Genomic DNA, 12,884 nt, shown 5'->3' with positions numbered 1-12,884 from the left:
GGAAAGCCTCATGATCGTCGCCACCACCAATGACCTGGCCGGTCATCGCGTCGTGCGCCAACTGGGCGTGGTGCGCGGGATCACCGTACGTTCGCGCAATGTCATTTCCGACGCCATCGGCGGCGTGCAGTCGATGATCGGCGGCAAGGTCGGCGCCTATGTCAAACTGGCCGAGGCCGCCCGGCAGGAGGCGTATGACGACCTGATCGCCCATGCGCGGGAGATCGGCGCCAACGCCATCCTGGCCATGCGCTACGACGCCAATGAGATCATGCCCGGCGTGACCGAAGTCCTGGCCTATGGCACGGCCGTGGTCGTAGAGCCGCTCAACTAGCGGGCGATCGTCACGCTGACGGGCGCGCGCGCGGCTACGGCCTTGGCCACCGAGCCCATCAGCCAGTCCGCCACGCCCTTACGGTCGCCGGTGCCGACGACGATGTGGTCGGCGCCCAGTTCGCCCGCCGCGCGGATCAGGGCGTCGGCGACGTCACGCCCTTCGGTCGTTACGGCGTCGACGGCGTCGCAGTGACGCTTGGCCTCGGTCATCGAGCGCATAAGGATGGCGTCCTGCTCCTCGGCTTTCCAGGCGCGAATGTCCGGGTGGCCGCTGGCCGAGCTCAGCGGATTGACCGCCACCAGCGCCACTCGACCGCCGCGGGCGTTGGCCAGTTGCGCCGCCAGACGCACCGCAGATCCGGCGTGGCTGCTGCCGTCGATACCCACGACGACGATCTTCTTATCCTGATCGACCATACTGTTTCTCCTTACAGTTTCAGAGCTGCAACAACCTGTTCGGCGATTCTGCCGAAACTCCGAGACGCCGGGTGGTCCGGCTGTGCCGCGACCAGAGGCTGGCCTGCATCACCGGCCTGACGTAGGGCGCCGCCCAGCGGCAGGCTGCCGAGGAAGGGAACGTTCAGACGCGCAGCCTCGGCCTCGGCGCCGCCGCTGCCGAACACCTCGCCGCTCATGTTTTCGACCAGCCCCACGGTGGGAACGCCGACCTTGTCGAACAAGGTGTGCGCCCGGCGCGCGTCGGCCAGCGCCACTTCCTGAGGCGTGGAGACGATCACCGCCCCATCCAGCGGCGTCTTCTGGATCAGGGTCAGTTGCACGTCGCCAGTGCCCGGCGGCAGGTCGATGACCAGAACGTCCAGCGGCTGTTCTTCCGTGCCCCAGCGCGTCTGGGTCAGCATCTGATTGATGGCCTGCGACGCCATCGGCCCGCGCCAGATCATGGCGTCCTCGGCCTTGGTCAGCAGGCCGACGGACATGGCCTTCAAACCGTGAGCAACGTGCGGAACCATGGCGCCGTCCTCATAGGCGGGCTGGCCCGACAGGCCCATCATCGTCGGCAGCGACGGGCCATAGACATCGGCGTCAAGCACCCCGACCGACAGGCCGCGCGCCGCCAGCGCCGCCGCCAGATTCACCGAAACGGTGGACTTGCCGACCCCGCCCTTGCCGCTGGCCACGGCGAGAACGCGCTTTACATGGGCAGGACGGTCGGTCGGAACCGGCGCCTTGGGCCGCCCCTGATCGGTCGCGGCCTTGGACAGTCCGGCTGTGCGGCGCGGCGCGGCGGTCACGGCCTCTGCGGTCAGGACGACCGACACCCGCTCCATGCCCGGCAGCGCCTTCAGCGCCGCCTCAGCCGCGTCTCGGACGGGGGCGTAGAGCGCCGCCTCATGGGCCGGGACCTCCATGACGAAGCCCGCGCGGCCCTCGGCCACGACCAGCCCCTGCACCAGCCCGGCCGCCGCCAGTCCCTGACCCGATTTCGGATCAGTCACAGCGTCGAGGGCGGCGAGGACGGCGGCGCGGTCGGTCACAATGAAGACTCCTTACATGACCCGACGGACTTGCCGGGCCGATGACAGGCGTTCTATCGCCGTCGGCATCCGTTCGCGAGTTGATCCTTTGTCCCAGCCTCACATCACCCTGATCGCCGGGCCTACCGCCTCGGGCAAGTCGCGTCTGGCGATGGAACGCGCGCGCGCGACGGGCGCCGTCATCATCAACGCCGACAGCCAGCAGCTCTATGCCGATCTGCGGGTGTTGAGCGCCCGCCCGTCGATAGAAGACGAAGCCGCCGTTCCGCACCGCCTTTATGGCGTAGCCGACGCCGCCGATGCGTGGTCGGTGGGACGCTGGAGCCGGACGGTCATGGACCTGCTGGCCGAGGGGCACCCCGCCCTGCTGGTCGGCGGCACCGGCCTCTACTTCAACGCCCTGACCAAGGGCTTAGCGGAAATTCCTCCTGTATCCGTCGAAGTGCGTGACGACGTACAGGCGGAATATGACGCCGGGGGCGAGGCCGCCTTCCGTCGCCGTCTGACCGAGGTCGATCCCGCCGCCGAGGCCGCCATCTTCCCCGGCGATCGCCAGAGGCTGGTCCGCGCCCTCAGCGTGCATCGCGCCAGCGGCCGCGCCCTTACCGACTGGAAGGCCGACACTCGACCCCTGTTGGCGCCCGGAAGTTATGAAGCCCTGATCGTCGAGCCGTCGCGTGAGCGTCTCTACGCCTCATGCGATGCGCGGGTGGAGATGATGATGGCGAACGGCGCGCTGAACGAGGTGCGCACCCTCGTCGCCCGCGATCTGGCCCCCGACCTGCCCGCGATGAAGGCTGTCGGCGTGCGGGAGCTGGCGGCACATCTGGCAGACGAGCTGTCGCTGGATGACGCGGTCGCGGCGGTGCAACAATCCACCCGCAACTACGCCAAACGCCAGCTGACCTGGTTCCGCAATCAGCAGAAAGACTGGCCCCGCCATCCGGGTTTCGCCTGATCTTCTTCATCAGCCTCTTGGAACGCTGGGCCACCCATACTATATTGATCCTGCTCGGGTTCGCCCGGGCTATGGCGATAAACGCGCCTGTAATAAGCGGACCGGACCCGGGTGCGATTCCCGGCGGCTCCACCAACTTCTTCCCCGCGTTATCGGCGGAGGCAGCATGGGGCCGACTAGCATCGACGGACGTGTAAAGAGGATTGCTTTCGCTCGTCCTGGCCCACCGTATCGGGCCTTTATCTAACTGCGAACGATAACTTCGCTGGAGAAGTCCGCCTCGCCGCGTAATGCGGTTCGGTTGATTTCGAACACTTAAGTCCTGAGGGTTCAGATCCTCAGGCGGGGCCAGGGGGGCGCCTGGCAACAGAAGCCCCCTACTTCCCCCTTCTAACATTGAAATTCCTGCTGCTGCGACGACTCTTGAGTCTTCCGTCGTCTGCCCCGTGCGGGTAACAGTCGCGCGTTCCCCTTGTTTTGAGGCGCTGATGACGGATCAAACTCCCCCTGTCGACGAGATGCACTATGAGCAACTCGCCCAGGACGCCCTGCGCGGCGTGATCCGCCTGGCGCTTGAGCGCGCGGCGGAGCCTGAAGGCATTCCCGGCGCCCACCATTTCTACATCACCTTCAAGACCCGCGGCGCCGGCGTCAGCGTGCCGCCCGACGTCCTGGCCAAATACCCGGACGAAATGACGGTGGTGCTGCAGCATCAGTACTGGGATCTGGAGGTCGAGCCGGACCTGTTCTCTGTCATGCTGAAGTTCGGCGGCGCGCCCAAGGTGCTGACCGTACCCTACAGCGCCGTGGTGCGCTTCTATGATCCCAGCGTGCAGTTCCTGCTGCAGTTCGACGAGCCGGAAATCGTCGAGGCCGAGATCGCCCCGCTGTCGCCGCCCGCGCGCAACCCGGACGCCGCCCCGTCGCCGCCCTCGGAAGATGACGGGCCGAAGGTCGTTTCGCTGGACCAGTTCCGCAAGAAATAACAGCCCCCTATCAGGATCTTGAATCCGCCTTGCAGCGCGCAACCTTCAACCTGAACAGGTGTTGCAACAGCATTGCTTACTGCCCCTCTCATGACCCAAAGGTTGTTTCATGCGCCTGTCCCTGATCTCCGTCGCCGCCGTTTCCCTGACGCTGGCCGCCTGTAACCAGCCGGAAGCGACGCCGCCTGCTGACACCCCCGCTGCTCCTGTTGAAACGGCGCCCGCCGCGACAGACGCGGCGGCATCGGACTGGAGCGCGCTGAACGCTCAGGTGGGCAAATACCCGAACGACACAGGACTTCTGGAAAACAGTCCGATCACCGCAGATCTGAAGGCCTTGCTGGGCAACAAGTACGACGTGTTCGCGATCAATATGCAGACCCAGTCGCCGCTTGAGAAAGAGGGCGCCATCCTGTTTACCTCGGGCAACAAACCGCATGAAGGCGCGTCCAGCGCGGCCTATCTGCTGATCGATACGGCGGCCAAGGGGCTGGAAGTCGGCCTGTGGGAAGGCGGCAAGCTAACCACCTACAAGACCCCAGGCTCGAATATCGCCAAACCTGCCGATATTCAGGCGCTGATCTCGAATTTTGCCGGCTGACCGGTCAGCCTGATGTCCAGAGGACGAGGGTCGCGCACGTCGCGGCCCCTTTTTTAGAGAAGGCGACGGGGAAAGGCCCGGATGGTGATGCGCTCGCGCTCGCCCTCGCGACGCTCGACCAGCAGGCGGGCGACCTGGCTGTCGTCGTGGAACAGATAGCCCTTGATGGCGTCCAGCAGGGCCTTGGCCAGATTGTCCAGATCCATCCACGGCGGATCGCCGACGTGCTCCATCACGATCTCGACGACGTAGTCGCCCCACGATGGTCGCGACGTCCATTCCTTGCGCATGAACTCATAGACCAGCGGCTTGTAGTATTTGGCCTGAGTGGTCAGGCCGTCGATGGTGATCTCGACCACCTCGCCCTGCTCGCGCGCCCTGACCTTTCCGGTTCCGATCCAGCCGTCCACGCGCCGTCCGCCTTTCGTGATGCGGGGCTCGCCTTGCTCCGCTGCGTCTGCGTGCTACACCCCCCGGCATCTTCCCGCCACGCCTGAGAGACGAGTCCCGCGCACATGAGCAAAGTTCGTATCGAAACCGACACCTTCGGCCCTGTTGAAGTCGCCGCTGATCGCTATTGGGGCGCGCAAGCCCAGCGCTCGCTCGGCAACTTCAAGATCGGTTGGGAGAAGCAGCCCCTGCCGGTCGTGCGCGCCCTGGGCATCGTCAAGCGCGCCGCCGCCGAGACCAACCGCGATCTGGGCAAGCTGGACCCCAAGCTGGCCGACGCCATCATCGCCGCCGCCAATGAAGTGATCGAGGGCAAGCTGAACGACCACTTCCCGCTGGTCGTCTGGCAGACGGGTTCGGGCACCCAGTCGAACATGAACGCCAATGAGGTGATCTCGAACCGCGCCATCGAGATGCTGGGCGGCGAGATGGGCTCCAAGAAGCCGGTCCACCCCAACGACCACGTCAACATGAGCCAGTCGTCGAACGACACCTATCCGACGGCCATGCACGTCGCCTGCGCCGAGCAGGTGGTCAACGACCTGATCCCTGCCCTGAAGCACCTGCACGCCGCGCTGGACGCCAAGGCCAAGGCCTGGGCCCACATCATCAAGATCGGCCGCACCCACACCCAGGACGCCACGCCCCTGACGCTGGGTCAGGAGTTCGGCGGCTACGCCCATCAGGTCGCCATGGGCATCGAACGCATCGAGCTGACCCTGCCGCGCCTGATGGAGCTGGCCCAGGGCGGCACCGCTGTCGGCACCGGCCTGAACGCCCCGATCGGCTTTGCCGAGAAGGTCGCGGCCAAGATCGCGGGCATCACCGGCCTGCCCTTCACCACGGCGCCGAACAAGTTCGAGGCCCTGGCCGCCCACGACGCCATGGTCTTCACCCACGGCGCGATCAACACGGTCGCCGCCTCGCTGTTCAAGATCGCCAACGACATCCGCTTCCTGGGCTCGGGCCCGCGCGCGGGTCTGGGCGAGCTGTCGCTGCCGGAAAACGAGCCGGGCTCGTCCATCATGCCGGGCAAGGTCAACCCGACCCAGAGCGAAGCCCTGACTCAGGTCTGCGCCCAGGTGTTCGGCAACAACGCCGCCATCTCCTTCGCCGGTTCGCAGGGGCACTTCGAGCTGAACGTCTACAACCCGGTGATGGCCTACAACTTCCTGCAGTCGGTGCGTCTGGTCGCCGACGCGGCCATCAGCTTCACCGACAACTGCGTCGTCGGCATCGAGCCGCGCGAGGACAACATCAAGCACGGTCTGGAAAACAGCCTGATGCTGGTCACGGCGCTGAACGCCAAGCTGGGCTATGACACCTGCGCCAAGATCGCCAAGACGGCGCACAAGAACGGCACCACCCTGCGTGAAGAAGCCGTTGGCGGCGGCTATCTGACGAACGAAGAGTTCGACGAATACGTCCGTCCCGAGAAGATGATCGCGCCGCAGTAAGCAGCGCTCATCGTCAGAGATGAAAACGCCGGTCGGGGTCGCCCCGACCGGCTTTTTTCATGCTCAACGCTTGTCCCGGATCGTCCGCCCCACAGGCGCCAGCGACAGCCGGGCCAGCTCGACATTCTTCAGCGCGAAGGGAATGCCGATCAGACTGACGAACTGCGGCACGGCGATCAACAGATGCGCCAGGGCGATATACCAGCCCGCCAGCACCAGCCAGATCACGTTCAGACCGACGCCCAGACACCCCGCGCCCAGATCGGCCGGATCCGGATCACGCCAGACGATCTCGCGCCCGAACGGCCAGAAGGAGTAGCTTGCGATCCGCCACGCCGAAAACGCCCACGGCAGGCCGACCACCGTCAGCGCCAGCAGCAGCCCGCCAACCAGCCAGGTCAAACCCGAGACGAAGCCGCCTAGAAAGAACCACAGCAGGTTCAGAATCAACCGGATCATTGCATAGCCTTCTTTGCGCTTCGTATTGTTCCACTATGACGAAAGGCCCCGCTGATGACAGCAGGGCCCTGATGAATTCGCTGAAATGCGGGCGCTAGTGTTTCTCGACCCAACGCGCCTTGGCTTGGTCCTTGGTCAGGCTCAGGTGAACATGGTCATCGACACGATCCACCCACGACAACGGAATCAGATGGTGTTTGAGGCCCGCTCCGAGGTCCAGTTTGGCCAGTTCGATCTGATCGCCCAGCACATGGTCGACGCGGCCCACGTGGCCGCCGTCCGAACCGACGACATCCTGATGTTCCTTGATCATTGGGACAATTATCATTGACGCTCTCCGTTGCTACAGTGACCCTGTCGTAACGAGCTGGGAGGGTTCACGGTGGAGCCGGAGCCTTAGGGCGTGGCGCGGCGTCATCTGCAGGCGCCGCCTGCATTTGTGGTACGGAATCCGATGGGCGAGATCGTCAATCTGAACAGGGCGCGAAAAGCCCGCGACAAGGTCGAGGCCAGACGCACGGCCGAGGCCAACCGCCTGACATTCGGCCGGACGCACGCCGAACGTCAGGCCGAACAGACCCGGCGTGATCGCGACGCCGCCCATCTTGACGGCCACCGGCTGGACGACGACGCTAGGGACTGAAGCGCGTCAGGCCGTATGGGTCAGCGTCCGCCTCACAAAGGCGTCCGGCGTTTCTTCCGCCATCAGTTCATGGACGGCGACATCCAGTTCGACGACGAAGGGGGACTGGTTCGGCCCGGCGTCAAAGGCGGTGCAGGCGATCACCGCCGCAATCCGCTCTGCCGTCAGGCGCGCCGCCGCCCCACCGGCCGCAGGCAGGATCAGGGCGAACGCCTCGGACGACAGGCGCGCGGCCGTGTCTTCGACCCGCACCAGACGCGATATCATCGCCCCGATCTGAGGCATGGCGCGTTCCAGCCATCCGCCCGTGCGGACGCGGGTCATGGCCTCGCTGTCGGCCACGCGAAGAATACAGACGGACAGGCGCCGGCCGCGATCACGCACGCTCTGCGCAATGCGTCGCAGGTGGTCGAGGCACAGGTCGCGGCTGAACAGCCCTGTTTCCACATCCATCAGCCGACAACCGCGCACGCTGTCCAGCGCGCGTCTCAGCCCCAGTTGCCGCCGGTGATTGCGCGCCAGCGCCAGAACCCGCGCGGCTGCCGCCTCTTCCGGCATTTCAGCGGCGATGATGTCGGCGAACCCGCGCCGGAACAGGTCGTCTAGATCAGGCTCGGTCCCGTCGCGCAGATAGAGGGTCACCGGAATATGATAGAGGCGCGTGTTCCGGCGCATTCCGGCGGCGATGGACAGGGCCGCCGCCTGACCGGCGTTGCCCCACAGCACGGCGGCGTCAAAGGCGCGTTCATGCAGATAGTCGAACGCGGTATAAGGCGTCGGCGCTGCGACGACTTCCGCCCCCGCGGCCCCAAGCGCGTTGGACAGGGCGAGGAAGCGGCGATCCATCGCGCCCGCCGTCAACACCAGCAGCGGCCCCTTGTCTTCGGCCGTGTCCGGCAGGTCGACGCCATGCGCCGCGAAGGTGGCGCGGCGCAGGCTGAATTCCTCTTCGGCGATGGCGGCGCGGGTCATCTGCTCCAGCCGCAGCGCCGTCTGGACCGGGTGCGGATTCGCAGGCGTCACCAGATCACAGAACGGAGCCGCCCGGTCCGAAGCCTCGCCCAGCCCCAGAATCGACAGATAGCGGGGCGCGGCGCTGCGTCGCAGTTCACGCAGGTCTGTATCAGCCATGCCAGACGCAGCAAGGGCGGCCAGATCGATCACGGCGGCGTCCACCGGCATGTCCGACGCCGCCAGAACGGCCGCATCCAGCGATCGCGCGGTAATGGTGCGCCAACCCAACAGATCCAGCCCTTCACAAAGGGCGCTCAGATGATCGTCGGCGTCAGCGACGATCAGAACGCGCGGCTCGGCTTCCAAACACAGTCCCCCGGACGGGCCGGACCGCTTCTGCGACCGCGCCAGACCAACTCATGATACCGGCGTCGACAAGGCTCGCAATGGGCAAGACCGATCATCAGATGACGACATTGGGACTTCTCACGCCGGGAAGAATGAGGTTAATCCGCCCCTTTGCTGACTGCCCGGACGATGGCCGGATAATGGATTGACCTTTTCCAAGCCGATCATGGCTCACCCCCGCCTGCTGCTGCGCCTGATGACACGGGCCTTCAGCCGCAGTTGGGGGCGCGATGTCATGCTCTATACCGGGGGCGTCTCCTTCTTCGCCCTGTTGGCCCTGTTCCCGGCGATCGCCATCCTGATCGGCTTCTACAAGGCCGTTCTGAGCATCGGTCAGGTCAGCGAGCAGGCGGCCGCCCTGGCGGATGTCATCCCCTCTGCTGCGCGCACCCTGTTCCTGAATGAAATCGACCGGCTGGCGAACGCCTCGGCGCGCACAGTCTCGGCTCAGAGCGCCATCGCACTGGTGATCGGCGCCTATGCTGCGCACAGAGGGTTCAAGGCCCTGCTGGCCGGGCTGAACCTGATCCATGACGAGACGAACCCGCTGGGCTTCTTCAAGTTCAACATGCTGGCCTTCCTGGTGGCGCTGGCGGCCTTCGTCCTGTTCACCGTGGTTTCCGGCGCAGTCGTGACATCGCGCCTGATGGAGCACGCCTACGCCAATCAGCCCGTGGGTTGGCTGGCGCTGCCGCTGGACGGCCTGTGGCCTGCGCTGGGTCTGTGGCTGGGGCTGACCATGCTCTATCGCTACGCCATGGCCCACGCCAAGCGCGTGGCGTGGAAGGCGGCGATCATCGGCGGCCTGGTGGCCACGGTCATGTCCAGCTTCTTCTCGTGGCTGTGCTCCATCTATGTCGAGCAAATCGTCCATCTGGGCGCGACCTATGGCTCGGTCGGCGCTGTCGTGGTGCTGCTGATCTGGCTGTCGTGGAACGTCAACGCCGTCTTCTATGGCGGCGCCTTCGCGACAGAGCTGGAGATCGAATGGGAAAATCAGGCGACGCCGCCGGAAACGCTCGCCCTATCTGGCGACCTGCCTGACACCGTGGTCAATCTGTCGGAGCGGCGCCGGTCGAGACAATAATGTTCAGGACGCCGTCGACCTCTTCAATCTGAAGCACCTGCCCACCCAGTTCCTGCATCAGGAAGGGCACGTCAATCCGGGCCATCGCGTCTGTGGCCAACAGGGTGAACTGCGCGCCCGCCCCCTGCACCTCCATCGCCTTGCGCAGACGCAGACTGGGCACAGGGCAACGGTGGCCGCGCGCATCGACAATGATCGTGCTCATTGCGGCAGCGCACCCAGCAACAAAGTCAGCGCCGTGCGCACGCTCTCCAGCCGCACAGCATCGCGCCCGATATCGCCGAAGCGTTTTTCCACATGCACGTTTCGGCTGTCCGGGCCGTGGGCGGCGAAATGCACCAGACCGACCGGCTTCTGCGCTGATCCGCCGCCCGGCCCGGCGATACCTGTCACCGAAACCGCCAGCGAGGCCCGCGAACACGCAACGGCGCCCTCAGCCATGGCGCGGGCCGTCGGCTCTGACACCGCGCCGAAGCGCGCCAACACGTCTTCCGACACGCCCAGCATCTCGACCTTGGCCTCATTGCTGTAGGTGACGAAGCCCCGGTCAACCACGGCCGATGACCCTGCGATCCCCGTCAGCGCCCCCGCGACCAGCCCGCCTGTGCAGCTTTCGGCCGTGGCGATCATCAGACCGGCGGCCGTTGCGCGACGGATCACAGCCTCAGAGAGCGCAGCGATGTCCTGCGGCAACATGAAAATTCGCTCCGTCCCGATTTCGTCATAGCCTCGCCAGACGGAATCAGCCGCCCGACGTCGAAAGCCGCGAATGACCGATCAGATTTTGGCGCCGGCGCATCGCAGGATCGATGCGATAACACCTGCGGCCTTCGCCGTCGCGGTCTTCACCTCGGCCAGTCTGGTTTTCACCGTCCAGCCTATGACGGCCAAGCTGGTGCTGCCTCTGCTGGGTGGATCGCCGTCGGTGTGGAACACCGCCATGGTCTTCTTTCAGGCGGCGCTGCTGGCGGGGTATCTGTATGCCCACCTGCTGCAGCGGATACCGTCGATCCGGGCGCAGGCGGCGGTGCATCTGACGCTGCTGGCGGCGGCGGCGCTGTTTCTGCCGCTCAGCATCACCCATGCGCTGGGCGATCCTGATTCGAGTGCGCCGGTCGGCTGGCTGCTGGGCGCGCTGGCGTTGTCGGTCGGCGCGCCGTTCGCCGTGCTGTCTGCCACGGCGCCCCTTTTGCAGGCCTGGTATGCGCGGGCGCGAGCCGGGCGGCCTGACGGCGCAAACCCTTATGTCCTCTATGCCGCCTCCAACCTCGGCAGCTTTCTGGCGCTGCTGGCCTATCCCGTCGTGATCGAACCGCTGGCCTCCCTGTCGGGTCAGAGACTGGGCTGGACGGCGGGCTATGCCGTCTTCGTCGTCATGCTGGCGGGGCTGACCTTCATCATGCCACGCGCTGCGTCTGGCGCGGCGCCCGTCCCCAAAGCGCAACGCAGCCCGCCTATTCCCTGGCGTCGCAAAGGCGTTCTGGTGCTGCTGGCCGCCGCGCCGTCCAGCCTGATGCTGGGCGTCACCTCCCATCTGTCGACCGATGTGGCCTCTGCGCCGTTTCTGTGGGTCGCCCCGCTGGCGCTTTATCTGCTGACCTTCGTCATCGCCTTTCAGGTGCGGCCCTGGATTCCGCTGTCCGTCACACTGTTGGTGCAGGCCGCGCTGACAGTGTTGATCGCTGCCATGGTCGGCATGTCAACCGGCCACTGGTTGAGTTTGCTGGGCCTGCACCTGCTGGGCTTCTTCTTCACCGCCCTGATGTGCCACCAGCAGATGGCGGCGCGTCGTCCGCCGCCCGATCGCCTGACAGAGTTCTATCTGCTGTTGTCGCTGGGCGGCGTTCTTGGCGGCGCTTTTACCGCCCTGCTCGCGCCGATCGTTTTCAAGACTGTGCTGGAATATCCGCTGGTCATGGTGCTGGTCTGCCTGGCTCGTCCGTGGCTGGGTACGCGACCGGCCCGTTATGAGATGTGGTTGATGGCGGGCGGTATCTTCATGGCGAGCTTCACGCCCATGCTGTTTGAGATGCTGCGCTATGATCCGTCGTTGCTGAAGGCGTTCACCGATTTCGGCCTGACCGAAACAGCCCAGCTCATCCTGGGCGTCGCCGCCCTGTGCGCCTTCGTGGTCCGGGACCGGGTGCTGATGTTCACAGCCGTTGTCGCGATGATGACCCTCACCGCCTCTTATATCGGTCGCGGCTATGACTGGAGCCTGACCGAGCGCAGCTTCTTCGGCGTCATGCGTGTGGCGATCACACAGGATCCGAAGATGGGCGGCGACGTCCATGTGCTGATGCACGGCACCACCCTGCATGGCGCCCAGGCGCGGCATGGCGATTTCGCCTGCGCGCCAACCCTCTATTACGCCCCCACCACGCCGCTGGGCCAGTCGGCGGAACTGATCCAGGCGCGCGGCCCCGGCGCGGTCATCGGCGTTGTGGGCCAAGGCTCTGGCGCCATGGCCGCCTATAAGCGCGCCGGCGATCAGATGACCTTCTTCGAGATCGATCCCATGGTCGACCGAATGTCGCGTGATCCGAAGTGGTTCACCTACATCTCGAACTGCGCTGAAGGTCCGATCCGCACGGTGCTGGGCGACGCGCGCCTGACGCTGAACAGGGAGACGGCCGGAACGTATGACCTGCTGGTCATCGACGCCTTCTCTTCTGACGCCGTGCCGACCCATCTGCTGACGCGCGAGGCGATCGAAAGCTATCTACGACTGTTGAAGCCCACAGGCGTCGTTGTGCTGCACCTGTCCAACCGCAACCTGGACATCACCCTGCCCGCCGTCGCCGCCGCGCGTGAACTGGGCGCCGCCGAACTGCATCAGGTCTACATCGAACACCCCGAAGCGGCCCTGATGGCCGAGGCCTCGACCGAAGCCCTGGTCATTTCCCCCACCGCCGAAGGGCTGGCCGATTTCAGGGCTGACGGCCGCTGGCGCAAGCTAGCGCCAACCGAAGTGCGGCCCTGGACCGACGACTACGTCAACCTGTTCGGCGCCCTGATCCGAAGCATGGAAGCGCGCACGCGATAGCGC

16 protein-coding genes and 1 other RNA gene are annotated in these 12,884 nt (G+C 65.5%); 9 read left to right on the top strand and 8 right to left on the bottom strand.

Going from position 1 to position 12,884, the window contains the following annotated elements:
- Window positions 1-10: 10 nt before the first annotated feature.
- Entirely contained in the window at window positions 11-334 is a 324-nt protein-coding gene (locus tag ACORJG_RS06560) for a YbjQ family protein (protein ID WP_427792556.1), read from the top strand.
- On the opposite strand, the gene ACORJG_RS06555 is transcribed toward ACORJG_RS06560, so the two are convergent.
- A complete protein-coding gene (locus ACORJG_RS06555) occupies window positions 331-753 on the bottom strand; it encodes a universal stress protein (RefSeq protein WP_427792554.1) in 423 nt (140 codons plus the stop codon). The two genes, ACORJG_RS06560 and ACORJG_RS06555, sit on opposite strands and share 4 nt — an antisense overlap.
- An 11-nt stretch (window positions 754-764) precedes the next feature.
- A complete protein-coding gene (locus ACORJG_RS06550; protein WP_427792553.1) occupies window positions 765-1,832 on the bottom strand; it encodes an Mrp/NBP35 family ATP-binding protein in 1,068 nt (355 codons plus the stop codon).
- Between the two features lie 88 nt (window positions 1,833-1,920).
- Between ACORJG_RS06550 and miaA the strand changes: the two genes are divergently transcribed.
- From miaA to ACORJG_RS06530, 4 genes are all read left to right on the top strand, one after another.
- The gene (miaA, locus tag ACORJG_RS06545) at window positions 1,921-2,790 is read left to right on the top strand and encodes a tRNA (adenosine(37)-N6)-dimethylallyltransferase MiaA (RefSeq protein WP_427792551.1); all 870 of its coding nucleotides are present in this window, start codon (window positions 1,921-1,923) and stop codon (window positions 2,788-2,790) included.
- A 13-nt stretch (window positions 2,791-2,803) separates the two neighbouring features.
- Window positions 2,804-3,172, top strand: a transfer-messenger RNA (tmRNA) gene (gene ssrA / locus ACORJG_RS06540).
- A 106-nt stretch (window positions 3,173-3,278) separates the two neighbouring features.
- A complete protein-coding gene (locus ACORJG_RS06535; RefSeq protein ID WP_427792550.1) occupies window positions 3,279-3,776 on the top strand; it encodes an SspB family protein in 498 nt (165 codons plus the stop codon).
- 109 nt (window positions 3,777-3,885) lie between these two features.
- Window positions 3,886-4,377: a hypothetical protein gene (locus tag ACORJG_RS06530; RefSeq protein ID WP_427792548.1), complete on the top strand. Its 492-nt coding sequence runs from the start codon at window positions 3,886-3,888 to the stop codon at window positions 4,375-4,377.
- A gap of 53 nt (window positions 4,378-4,430) precedes the next feature.
- Here the strand turns inward: ACORJG_RS06530 and ACORJG_RS06525 are convergent, their stop codons facing one another.
- Window positions 4,431-4,787, bottom strand: a complete 357-nt coding sequence (locus tag ACORJG_RS06525; RefSeq protein ID WP_427792546.1) for a RusA family crossover junction endodeoxyribonuclease — start codon at window positions 4,785-4,787, stop codon at window positions 4,431-4,433.
- 105 nt (window positions 4,788-4,892) lie between these two features.
- On the opposite strand from ACORJG_RS06525, the gene fumC reads away from it, so the two are divergent.
- Window positions 4,893-6,284 (top strand): class II fumarate hydratase, encoded by a 1,392-nt coding sequence (gene fumC, locus ACORJG_RS06520; protein WP_427792544.1) that lies wholly within the window; start codon window positions 4,893-4,895, stop codon window positions 6,282-6,284.
- 63 nt (window positions 6,285-6,347) lie between these two features.
- On the opposite strand, the gene ACORJG_RS06515 is transcribed toward fumC, so the two are convergent.
- Together ACORJG_RS06515 and ACORJG_RS06510 are read right to left on the bottom strand one after the other, a co-directional pair.
- Entirely contained in the window at window positions 6,348-6,743 is a 396-nt protein-coding gene (locus tag ACORJG_RS06515) for a YccF domain-containing protein (protein ID WP_427792542.1), read from the bottom strand.
- Between the two features lie 94 nt (window positions 6,744-6,837).
- Entirely contained in the window at window positions 6,838-7,071 is a 234-nt protein-coding gene (locus ACORJG_RS06510; RefSeq protein WP_427792541.1) for a DUF2171 domain-containing protein, read from the bottom strand.
- 75 nt (window positions 7,072-7,146) lie between these two features.
- Here ACORJG_RS06510 and ACORJG_RS06505 point away from each other — a divergent pair, with 75 nt between their 5' ends.
- Window positions 7,147-7,386 (top strand): DUF4169 family protein, encoded by a 240-nt coding sequence (locus ACORJG_RS06505; protein ID WP_427792539.1) that lies wholly within the window; start codon window positions 7,147-7,149, stop codon window positions 7,384-7,386.
- Between the two features lie 6 nt (window positions 7,387-7,392).
- On the opposite strand, the gene ACORJG_RS06500 is transcribed toward ACORJG_RS06505, so the two are convergent.
- The gene (locus tag ACORJG_RS06500; protein ID WP_427792538.1) at window positions 7,393-8,706 is read right to left on the bottom strand and encodes a diguanylate cyclase domain-containing protein; all 1,314 of its coding nucleotides are present in this window, start codon (window positions 8,704-8,706) and stop codon (window positions 7,393-7,395) included.
- 187 nt (window positions 8,707-8,893) lie between these two features.
- Here ACORJG_RS06500 and ACORJG_RS06495 point away from each other — a divergent pair, with 187 nt between their 5' ends.
- Window positions 8,894-9,835, top strand: coding sequence for a YihY/virulence factor BrkB family protein (locus ACORJG_RS06495; protein ID WP_427792536.1), 942 nt, complete (start codon window positions 8,894-8,896; stop codon window positions 9,833-9,835).
- Here ACORJG_RS06495 and ACORJG_RS06490 read toward each other — a convergent pair.
- On the bottom strand, window positions 9,801-10,040 hold the full coding sequence (locus tag ACORJG_RS06490) for a sulfurtransferase TusA family protein (protein WP_427792534.1): 240 nt from the start codon (window positions 10,038-10,040) through the stop codon (window positions 9,801-9,803). The two genes, ACORJG_RS06495 and ACORJG_RS06490, sit on opposite strands and share 35 nt — an antisense overlap.
- The gene (locus ACORJG_RS06485) at window positions 10,037-10,531 is read right to left on the bottom strand and encodes a CinA family protein (protein WP_427792533.1); all 495 of its coding nucleotides are present in this window, start codon (window positions 10,529-10,531) and stop codon (window positions 10,037-10,039) included. The genes ACORJG_RS06490 and ACORJG_RS06485 overlap by 4 nt, the downstream gene beginning before the upstream one ends.
- A 73-nt stretch (window positions 10,532-10,604) precedes the next feature.
- Here ACORJG_RS06485 and ACORJG_RS06480 point away from each other — a divergent pair, with 73 nt between their 5' ends.
- Window positions 10,605-12,881 (top strand): spermidine synthase, encoded by a 2,277-nt coding sequence (locus tag ACORJG_RS06480; protein ID WP_427792532.1) that lies wholly within the window; start codon window positions 10,605-10,607, stop codon window positions 12,879-12,881.
- Window positions 12,882-12,884: the final 3 nt, after the last annotated feature.

It is taken from the genome of Brevundimonas diminuta, from assembly GCF_050310045.1.
Lineage (GTDB): Bacteria > Pseudomonadota > Alphaproteobacteria > Caulobacterales > Caulobacteraceae > Brevundimonas > Brevundimonas diminuta_F.
The sequence above is the reverse complement of the archived record's forward strand: the minus strand, read 5'-3'. Positions and strand labels throughout refer to the sequence as shown.